General features: G+C 37.2%; 2 protein-coding genes and 1 pseudogene. 2 read left to right on the top strand and 1 reads right to left on the bottom strand.

Going from position 1 to position 10,656, the window contains the following annotated elements; translation table 11 throughout:
• Positions 1-7,440, bottom strand: a pseudogene (locus VK161_RS04190) (hypothetical protein); the annotation flags it as partial.
• A 372-nt stretch (positions 7,441-7,812) separates the two neighbouring features.
• Here VK161_RS04190 and VK161_RS04185 point away from each other — a divergent pair.
• Both VK161_RS04185 and ppk1 read left to right on the top strand, forming a co-directional pair.
• Positions 7,813-8,295, top strand: coding sequence for a histidine phosphatase family protein (locus tag VK161_RS04185; protein ID WP_324213504.1), 483 nt, complete (start codon positions 7,813-7,815; stop codon positions 8,293-8,295).
• Positions 8,296-8,297: 2 nt separating this feature from the next.
• A complete protein-coding gene (ppk1, locus tag VK161_RS04180; protein ID WP_324213503.1) occupies positions 8,298-10,409 on the top strand; it encodes a polyphosphate kinase 1 in 2,112 nt (703 codons plus the stop codon).
• Positions 10,410-10,656: the final 247 nt, after the last annotated feature.

Below are 10,656 nucleotides of genomic sequence, written 5' to 3'. Positions count from 1 at the left end.
AACTACAGCAGTATCACAGTTAGTTGGATTTAAAATCTCACAGATTTGATACGTAATAGTATAGTTTCCAGCTGGAGTGTTAGCAGGAATAGAAATCTGACCTGTAACAGGATCAACCGTTGGAACTGGAGCACCAGTAGTAACTGGAGTAGCAGGAGTAACTACAGAAATAGTAACTTGAGAAATCGTCACAGGAACACCGTTTAAAGTATCCGGACCATTACCATTTGAAGTTAATACATTACCTGCATTAGGATTACCATTAGTTCCGTTTGTTGAACCAATAGTATCATTAACTGCATCAATAGCAGCAGCAGTAACAGGTACAGTTACAATTGCAGTATCGCAATTTGCAGGGTTCAATACTTCGCAAATTTGGTAAGTTAAAATATAGTTACCCGCTGGAGTTCCTGGAGCAACTACTACGTTTGTTCCAGATAAAGTTACACCAGAATTCGTAGAAGAAACGAAAGTTGTTGTTACTTGTGATGGAATAACTGGGTTACCATTTAGAGTATCATTCGCTAAAATATTAGTAAATGAAGTACCACCAACTAATCCGTTAATTGATGAACCAGCATCGTCATTAGCAACTATAGTAGCAGCTGTTACAGGAACAGTTACAGTGGCAGTATCACAGTTTGTTGGATTTAAAATCTCACAAATTTGATACGTTAAAGTGTAATTACCAGCAGGTGTACCTGCTGCAACCACTACATTAGTTCCAGATAAAGTGACACCTGGATTTGTTGATGAAACAAAAGAGGTTGTTATTTGAGATGGATCAACAGGTGAACCATTTAAAGTGTCATTTCCTAAAATGTTAGTGAAAGATGTTCCACCAACATATCCATTAACTGGAGTACCAAAGTCATTTACCGCATCTATTGAAGCAGCGTTAACTGGTACAGTTACAATAGCAGTATCACAGTTGGTTGGGTTTAAAATTTCACAAATTTGATAGGTTAAGGTGTAGTTTCCAACTGGAGTTCCAGCTGCAACCACCACATTAGTTCCAGATAATGTTACACCTGGATTAGTAGAAGATACAAAAGTGGTTGTTACTTGGGAAGGTAATACAGGTACACCATTAAGTGTATCATTACCTAAAACATTTGTAAATGAAGAACCACCTGTGAATCCGTTTACTGAAGCGCCTGTGTCATCATTAGCTACGATTGGAGCAGCATTTACAGGAACCGTTACAACAGCAGTATCACAATTTGTTGGTTTTAATACCTCACAAATTTGATATGTTAAAGTATAATTTCCAGCAGGAGTACCTGGAGCAACAACTACATTTGTTCCTGATAAAATGATACCAGGATTAGTCGAAGATACAAAAGTTGTTGTTACTTGTGAAGGAATCACAGCAACACCATTTAAAGTATCATTTACTAATACATTAGTAAAGGCAGTACCACCAGTATATCCATTTGTAGGAGCACCAGTATCGTCATTAGCAACAATTGGAGCAGCTGTTACAGGAACTGTTACAGTTGCAGTATCACAATTGCTAGGATTCAATACTTCACAGATTTGATAAGTCAAAGTATAATTTCCAGCAGGAGTTCCAGCAGCAACCACAACATTTGTGCCTGATAAAGTTACACCAGGATTAGTTGAAGAAACAAAAGTAGTGGTTACTTGTGAAGGAATCACAGCAACACCATTTAGTGTGTCATTTGCTAAAACATTAGTTAAAGTTGTACCGCCAACATAACCATTTACAGGAGTTCCAGCATCGTTTACTGCATCAATTGTAGCAGCAGTTACAGGAACAGTTACAACTGCAGTATCGCAGTTAGTTGGATTTAAAATTTCACAGATTTGATACGTTAATGTATAATTTCCAGCAGGAGTTCCAGCTGCAACCACTACATTAGTTCCAGATAAAGTTACACCCGGATTTGTAGAAGAAACAAAGGTTGTATTCACTTGAGATGCTATAACTGGAGCACCATTCAAAGTGTCATTTACCAATACATTAGTGAAAGCTGTACCACCAGTATACCCGTTTACTGAGGAACCAGTGTCATCGTTAGCAATAATAGCAGCAGCATTTACTGGTACTGTTACTGTAGCAGTATCACAATTGGTTGGGTTTAAAATTTCACAAATTTGATATACTAAAGTATAATTACCCGCAGGAGTACCTGGAGCAACAACTACATTAGTTCCAGATAAAGTTACACCAGGATTGGTTGAAGAAACAAAAGTAGTGGTTACTTGTGATGGAACAACAGGAGCACCATTCAAAGTATCATTTGCTAAAACATTTGTGAAAGCTGTACCACCATTGTATCCATTTACAGGAGAACCGTTATCGTTTACTGCATCAATTGTAGCAGCTGATACAGGAACAGTTACAATTGCGGTATCACAATTGGTAGGGTTAACTATTTCACAAATTTGGTAAGTTAAAGTATAATTTCCAGCAGGAGTTCCAGCGGCAACCACAACATTAGTGCCTGATAAGGTTACACCTGGGTTAGTTGAAGAAATAAAAGTAGTAGTAACTTGTGAAGGAACTACTGGAGCACCATTCAAAGTATCGTTAACTAAAACATTTGTAAATGAAGTTCCACCTACATAACCGTTGATTGTTGAACCATTATCATCATTAGCTACAATTGCTGGAGCTGTTACAGGAACAGTTACAACAGCAGTATCACAATTCAATGGGTTAGTAATTTGACAAATTTGGTAGGTTAGGGTATAGTTTCCAGCTGGAGTACCGGCAGCTACAACAACATTAGTTCCAGATAAAGTTACACCTGGATTGGTTGAAGAAACAAAAGTAGTAGTAACTTGTGAAGGAACTACTGGAGCACCATTCAAAGTATCATTCGCTAAAACGTTTGTAAGAGCAGTACCACCAACATAACTATTTATAGGAGTTCCAGCATCGTTTACCGCATCAATAACTGGCGCAGAAACTGTAACTGTTACTACAGCAGTATCACAGTTTGTTGGATTTAAAATTTGACATATTTGATAAGTCAATGTATAATTTCCAGCAGGAGTTCCTGCAGCTACCACAACATTAGTTCCAGATAAAGTTACACCAGGATTCGTTGAAGATACAAAAGTGGTGGTTACTTGTGAAGGAACTACTGGAGCGCCGTTTAAAGTATCGTTGATTAAAACGTTTGTGAATGATGTACCACCTGTAAATCCATTTACTGGATTACCCGCATCGTTAACAGCATCAATTACTGGAGCAGTTACAGGAACAGTTACAGTAGCAGTATCGCAGTTTGTTGGGTTTAAGTTTTCACAAATTTGATAAGTTAAAGTGTAATTTCCAGCAGGAGTACCTGCTGCAACTACAACATTAGTTCCTGATAAAGTCACACCAGGATGAGTTGAAGAGATAAAACTTGTTGTTACTTGTGATGCAATAACAGGAATGCCATTTAAAGTATCATTAACTAACACATTAGTAAATGATGTACCACCAACAAAACCATTTATTGAACTTCCAGTATCATTTACTGCATCAATAGAAGCAGCATTAACAGGAACAGTTACAACTGCGGTATCACAATTGGATGGATTTAATATTTCACAAATTTGGTACGTTAAAGTATAGTTTCCTACTGGTGTGCCTGGAGCTACTACAACGTTGGTTCCAGATAAAGTTACACCTGGATTGGTTGAAGAAACAAAAGTAGTTGTTACTTGAGAAGGAATAACAGCAACACCATTCAATGTATCATTTCCTAAAACGTTAGAAAATGATGTTCCACCAGTGAATCCGTTTACAGAAGCACCAGTGTCATTTACTGCATTAATAGCAGCAGCAGTCACAGGAACTGTTACGACAGCCGTGTCACAATTTGTTGGGTTTAATACCTCACAAATTTGGTATGTTAAAGTATAGTTACCAGCAGGAGTTCCAGCTGCAACAACAACGTTAGTTCCAGATAGAGTTACTCCAGGATGAGTTGAAGAAACAAAAGTTGTGGTTACTTGAGAAGGTACAACAGCAACACCATTTAAAGTATCGTTAACCAATACATTGGTAAATGAAGTCCCGCCTGTATAACCATTAATTGAATTTCCAGTATCGTCTTTAGCTTCAATCGAAGCAGCAGTTACTGGAACAGTTACTACAGCTGTGTCACAGTTTGTTGGGTTTAATACTTCACAAATTTGGTAAGTTAATGTGTAGTTTCCAGCAGGAGTTCCAGCCGCAACAACAACATTAGTTCCAGATAAAGTTACACCTGGATTGGTTGAAGAAACAAAAGTAGTTGTTACTTGTGATGGAATAACAGCAACACCATTTAATGTGTCATTAACCAATACATTTGTAAATGAAGTACCACCATTATATCCATTAACCGGAGTTCCCGCATCATTTACTGCATTAATAACAGGTGCTGTTACAGGAACTGTTACAATAGCAGTATCACAATTAGTTGGATTGATGTTTTGACAAATTTGATAAGTCAAAGTATAATTTCCGGCAGGAGTTCCAGCCGCAACGACAACATTAGTTCCAGATAAGGTTACACCTGGATGAGTTGAAGATACAAAAGTAGTTGTTACTTGTGATGGAACTACTGGAGCACCATTTAAAGTATCATTAACCAATACATTGGTGAAAGAGGTACCACCAACGTAACCATTTATTGAAGCACCTGAATCATTAACTGCATCAATAGCTGGAGCAGTTACAGGAACTGTTACAACCGCAGTATCACAATTGGTTGGGTTTAAAACCTCACATATTTGATAAGTTAAGGTATAGTTTCCAGCAGGAGTTCCAGCTGCAACCACAACATTGGTTCCTGATAAAGTTACACCAGGATTAGTTGAAGAAACAAAGGTAGTAGTAACTTGTGATGGAATGACAGCGACACCATTCAAAGTGTCATTGACTAAAACGTTTGTAAATGAAGTACCACCTACAAAACCATTAACTGTATTACCTGTATCGTCTTTTGCTTCAATTGAAGCAGCAGTTACAGGAACTGTTACAGTTGCTGTATCACAATTGGTAGGATTTGTTATTTGACATATTTGGTAGGTTAATGTGTAGTTACCAGCAGGCGTTCCTGGAGCAACAACAACATTTGTACCTGATAATGTCACACCCGGATTTGTCGAAGATACAAAGGTTGTAGCTACTTGTGAAGGCACAACTGCAACACCATTAAGAGTATCATTAAACAAAACATTTGTAAATGCTGTACCACCATTATAACCATTTACTGGTGTTCCTGCATCATTAACTGCATCGATTACTGGAGCAGTTACTGGTACAGTCACTATAGCCGTATCACAGTTAGTTGGGTTCACGATTTGACATATTTGATAAGTCAATGTATAATTACCAGCAGGAGTTCCTGGAGCAACTACAACATTGGTTCCTGATAATGTCACACCTGGATTTGTTGATGAAACAAATGTAGTATTGACTTGAGAAGGAACTACAGCAACGCCATTAAGTGTGTCATTAACCAATACATTTGTAAAGGAAGTACCTCCAACAAAACCATTGATAGATGATCCACTATCATTAACAGCATTAATTACGGCGTTAACAGGAACTGGAGTTACACTTGATGTATTGTTTGCTAAATTTGGATCAAAATTGGTTCCTGTAATTGTAGCAGTATTGGTATAACTTCCAGACACATTTACTGTAGCTACAATTGTTAAAGTAGCATTAGCTAAATTGTTGAAGTTACCTATTGTCCATACTCCAGTAGCACTACTGTAACTACCAGTTGATGGAGTTGCACTAACTAGTGTATAACCCGCAGGCAACAAATCATTAAGCACAACATTAGTATCATTACTTACTCCTAAATTGGTAGCTGTGATTGTAAAGGTAACGTTACTTCCAATTGTTGGTGCTGCATTACTAACTGTTTTCACAACTCTTAAATCAGAACATCCTTTGAAAACTGTTGTGGCAACGGATTGATTAGTTAAACCCCAACCCCAAGTATTTAAAACGCGAACGTTACCGAAGTCATTACATGTAATTCCATCGGTTTCGTTTGCACCTGATGCAGGAGCAGGAATAGCATTGGTTGGATTTCCATTAGCACTCCATGCTCTTGTTGGACTCGGAGTTCCGTTTAATGAATTATCCCAACCAGCACCTGTTAAGTTATTTTCTTGAGTGCTACCATCAGTTAAACAGCTTGAACCAACATTGGTAAGTTGAGTATCATCCCAGTACATTTGAGAATTTGGAATTGCAATAGGTGCTACAGACTGTACATTGAATCCATTTTTGTTTAATTCGGCATCATAAATTGGTAAGTTGAAACGACCAGCTAAGAAGAAAAGTGTCAAACTCATACTAGCTCCATCTGGAACCAAATTACCTTGTCCGTCTAAACCATTCCAGTTAAGTGTATTATTTCCAGCTAAAACGTTAAAAGCTTCAATCAATCGGTCGGATGTACCAGGTTGGTAACCAGCGACACCATTAAGGTCGATTAATAATCGAACATCACCAGGGCTTGTTATATTATAACGAATCTGATACGAAGTTCCACAACCTGTTATGGCAGGATCTAAAAAAGTGGGAGCCGCAGGAACTGCAGCTACTGGATAAACCGATGAATCGGGATTATTTAAGAAAACCTTATACCCATTTGGCAATGAAGGTGATAATGTTGAGTTAACTGACCTTCTAGTTATGTTAAATGGTCCAGTTGGCGTAACACCATAACTGTTTACAGCTAAATTATATGCGATAGGTTGAAAACCAGGTCTGAAGTTAATGAATAATACTACTTGGTCATTGGTATAAGCGTAAAACGATGGCTCTGAACTAGCAGTAATAAAGTTACCAAAATTGGAGTCTACAGCTACGAATCCCCATTTATCAGAGTGAACACGACCGTTTCTTCTTACACCCGCTGTTGTAGCTACTGTCAAATCAAAATAAGGAGCAACTCCTCTTTGTGTATTAGCAGTAACTCCATTATCATCACTACGGTAAAACTCAATCCAGTGTTCACCATTTACTACTGGGTCGTAGTTTAATGGCGTGTAACCTGTTGGAGCAGTACCCGCAATATTAGGTCCAGCGATAGCTTGAGCATAAGTATCAATACTACCAGCAGTTCCAGTGTTACTATTCCATAATCCAGTTTGTACCACAACACCCGATGGGTTTTTGATGCGATAGTACATGTTGGTTACTCTCAGTGGCGAACCAACAGAATATCCTCTCCAGTCAAAACCAAAGTAAATTCGCTCCGTTGCATTGTTGGCAATGTTGAAGTAAATACGGTTGTCTTCCGGACAGTTACTGTAAGAACCACTCAAGATATCTGGAGCAACCAAAACTGCCGTTATATTTGCTGAGTTAGGCGATAACGACGGTGTTCCTTCCGCATAAGTGAGACTACTTACTAATAATGTTAAAATTGAAATGATAAACGAGTACTTGTTTATAGTTTTCATAAGCTGTAATTATTTTAACAATCGTTTTATTTTTTCTTATGTTAGTGAGTTGTATCCATTTTGGATAACAACTGGCAAATTTATATTGGCGTAATTCATAAACATTATTTTTTCTACAAAACCACATTTAAACTCGATAAAGTGTATCTTTAATGTCGTTTATCGAGGTATTTTGCCTTAAAAATTTCAATTTTGTCAAACTTTATCCACAATTTTTTGTTAATAAATCTAGACCAAAACTATAAACCTTTTTGACATGACCAAAATAAATCATCGATAAAATGCAAAAAATAGTGGTTTAAACGCTTTTTTTGTTATTTATATATGTAAAAACTTACAAAAACTATTGTTTCTTAAAATTGTTAAAGAAATATGAAGAAAATTGTTTTAATCCGACATGGAAAATCATCATGGGATTTACCCGTTATCGATCATAATCGACAATTGACAGTAAAAGGAATCGAAAACAGTATCAAAATTGCAACTGAATCCCATCAGTTTATCGATTCAAAAAGTACCATATGGAGTAGTTCAGCTCAACGAGCTTTTCAAACGGCTTGTCTCGTAGTTGAGAACTGGAAACTTCCTCTTTCCTCTATCATTGTGAAAAAGGAATTGTACACTTTCAACGGTCACGAACTTGAACAAATTGTTAAATCTTGCTCAAATGATTGTGAAAGCCTAATTCTTTTTGGTCATAACAATGCTATTACAGATTTTGTTAATAAATTTGGAGACATTTTTATTGATAATGTACCCACTTCTGGTTTCGTTTCGATTATTTTTGAAACCAACAGTTGGTCGTCAATAACCAAAGGTAAAACCAACAAAATATTAGTTCCAAGAGATTTATAACTATGAATTCAGATTCAAAATACCGTTACATAGACAGAGAGAAAAGTTGGTTAGCATTTAACGCTCGAGTATTACAAGAAGCTGCCGATGAAACCGTTCCACTATTAGACCGATTACGCTTTTTAGGTATTTTTTCCAATAATTTAGATGAATTTTTTCGAGTGCGTTTTGCAGCCATTCGGCGATTAAGTCTGAGTGGCGAATCAGGTGAAAAACAGTTGGGCGGAATTTCAGCTGAACAACTTTTGAAAGACATCACCGACATTGTTATCAAACAACAGTCCGAGAGTTTACGTGTACTTGAAATTATTGAAAGTAAACTTCGTGAAAAAGACATCATCATTGTCAATGAGTCTGAACTCGATCCCGAACACGAACAATTTGTAAAGGATTTTTTCATCCAAAAAGTAAGTCCAGAATTGGTTACTATTATCTTAAATGATTTGGCCGAATTTCCGCTTCTAAAAGACACTTCGGGTTACCTTGCCATCAAATTAGTGATGAAACCACAAGAAAAATCGAAAGTTCTAGGCTTGGTAAAACCCAAAAAAGAAATCCGCTACGCGCTCATCGAAATGCCCAAAAATATCAACCGTATTGTTGAACTTCCTAATAAAGATTGGAAGCAGTACATTATGTTACTCGACGATGTTATTCGATACAACTTAAGCAGCATATTCAATATTTTTGACTACGAAAGCATTTCCGCTCACATGATTAAAATCACCCGTGATGCACAGCTCGACATTGATAGCGACATGAGCAAAAGTATGCTCCAAAAAATTGCAACATCGGTGAAAGATAGAAGAATAGGTGAACCCGTTCGATTCGTTTACGATAAAAAAATGGACAAAGATACACTCACATTCTTCCTCGATCGTATGCACATCGACAAAACCGACAGCATCATTCCGGGTGGACGTTACCACAACCGTCGCGATTATATGAATTTCCCAAATCTCGGACGATTCGATTTATTATACCAACAAAAACAACCATTACCAGTAAAAGGTCTTTCGCTCGAAGGAAGTATTCTCAATAAAATTGCTCAAAAAGATTACTTAATTTCAGCGCCTTATCAAACGTTTTCTTACTTAATAAAGTTCCTGCGTGAAGCGGCGTTAGATCCAAAAGTGACGTCTATAAAAATTACCTTGTACCGTTTGGCCAAAAACTCCCAAATCATTAGTTCGCTCATCAATGCAGCCAAAAATGGGAAACGAGTTGTTGTGCAAATCGAACTCCAAGCGCGTTTCGATGAAGCCAGCAATATTTCCTACGCCGAACAAATGCAACAAGAAGGAATCGAACTTATTTTCGGTATCAAAGGCCTAAAAGTACACAGTAAAATTTGTGTCATCGAACGTCTTGAAAATGGTAAAAATAAGCGCTACGGATTCATATCTACTGGAAATTTCAACGAATCAACAGCCAAAATTTATACCGACGTTACATTATTCACTAGTCATCAACAAATCCTTAAAGACATCAACAAAATCTTCGAGTTTTTCGATGTAAACTACCGACTTCATCGCTACAAACATTTAATTGTTTCGCCTCATTATACGCGTTCTAAAATGTATAAACTCATTGACCGCGAAATTCTAAATGCGCAAGCTGGAAACAATGCATACATTAATCTGAAAATGAACAGTTTGTCTGATTTTGATATGATTGATAAGCTTTACGATGCAAGTAATGCCGGAGTGAAAATCAAGTTGCAAGTGCGTGGAATATGCTCTCTAATTCCGGGCGTAAAAGGCATGAGCGAAAATATCGAAGCCATCAGTATTGTTGATAATTTCCTGGAGCATTCGCGCATTTTCATCTTCTGCAATAACGATGATCCCGATGTCTATATTTCCTCGGCCGATTTCATGACACGCAACCTCGATGGTCGAGTAGAAGTAACGTGCCCAATTTACGATCCAGATATCAAACAACACTTAATTGATAATTTTAATGTGGGTTGGAAAGGAAATGTAAAAGCACGCTATCACTCAGAAAAATTAGACAATAAATACAGAGTGCGCAAAGAAAATGAACCGGTTTTTAGAGCCCAACTCGAAACCTATAATTTCTATAAAAACAGTTTGAATGAAGATAATGAATGATTTTTGTATGTGCCTATTCCAGCTTTTCGTTTCAATCTTTTAGTCACAAAGTGGTTTTTGTAAAGGCCAAAAAGAGCTTCTTCCAGTCGCTTTTTTACCCTAACAAAAACACACTTTCTTCCTAAAAGGATTTACACTGCAATCTGGGGCAGAATCAGAAAGCAGAATCCAGAATGCAGAACGCACAGAACAAATAACATATAATATAATCTTACAGTCATACAATCTTAGAGTCTTACAGTCATAT

The organism is Flavobacterium sp., from assembly GCF_035299245.1.
Lineage (GTDB): Bacteria > Bacteroidota > Bacteroidia > Flavobacteriales > Flavobacteriaceae > Flavobacterium.
The sequence above is the reverse complement of the archived record's forward strand: the minus strand, read 5'-3'. Positions and strand labels throughout refer to the sequence as shown.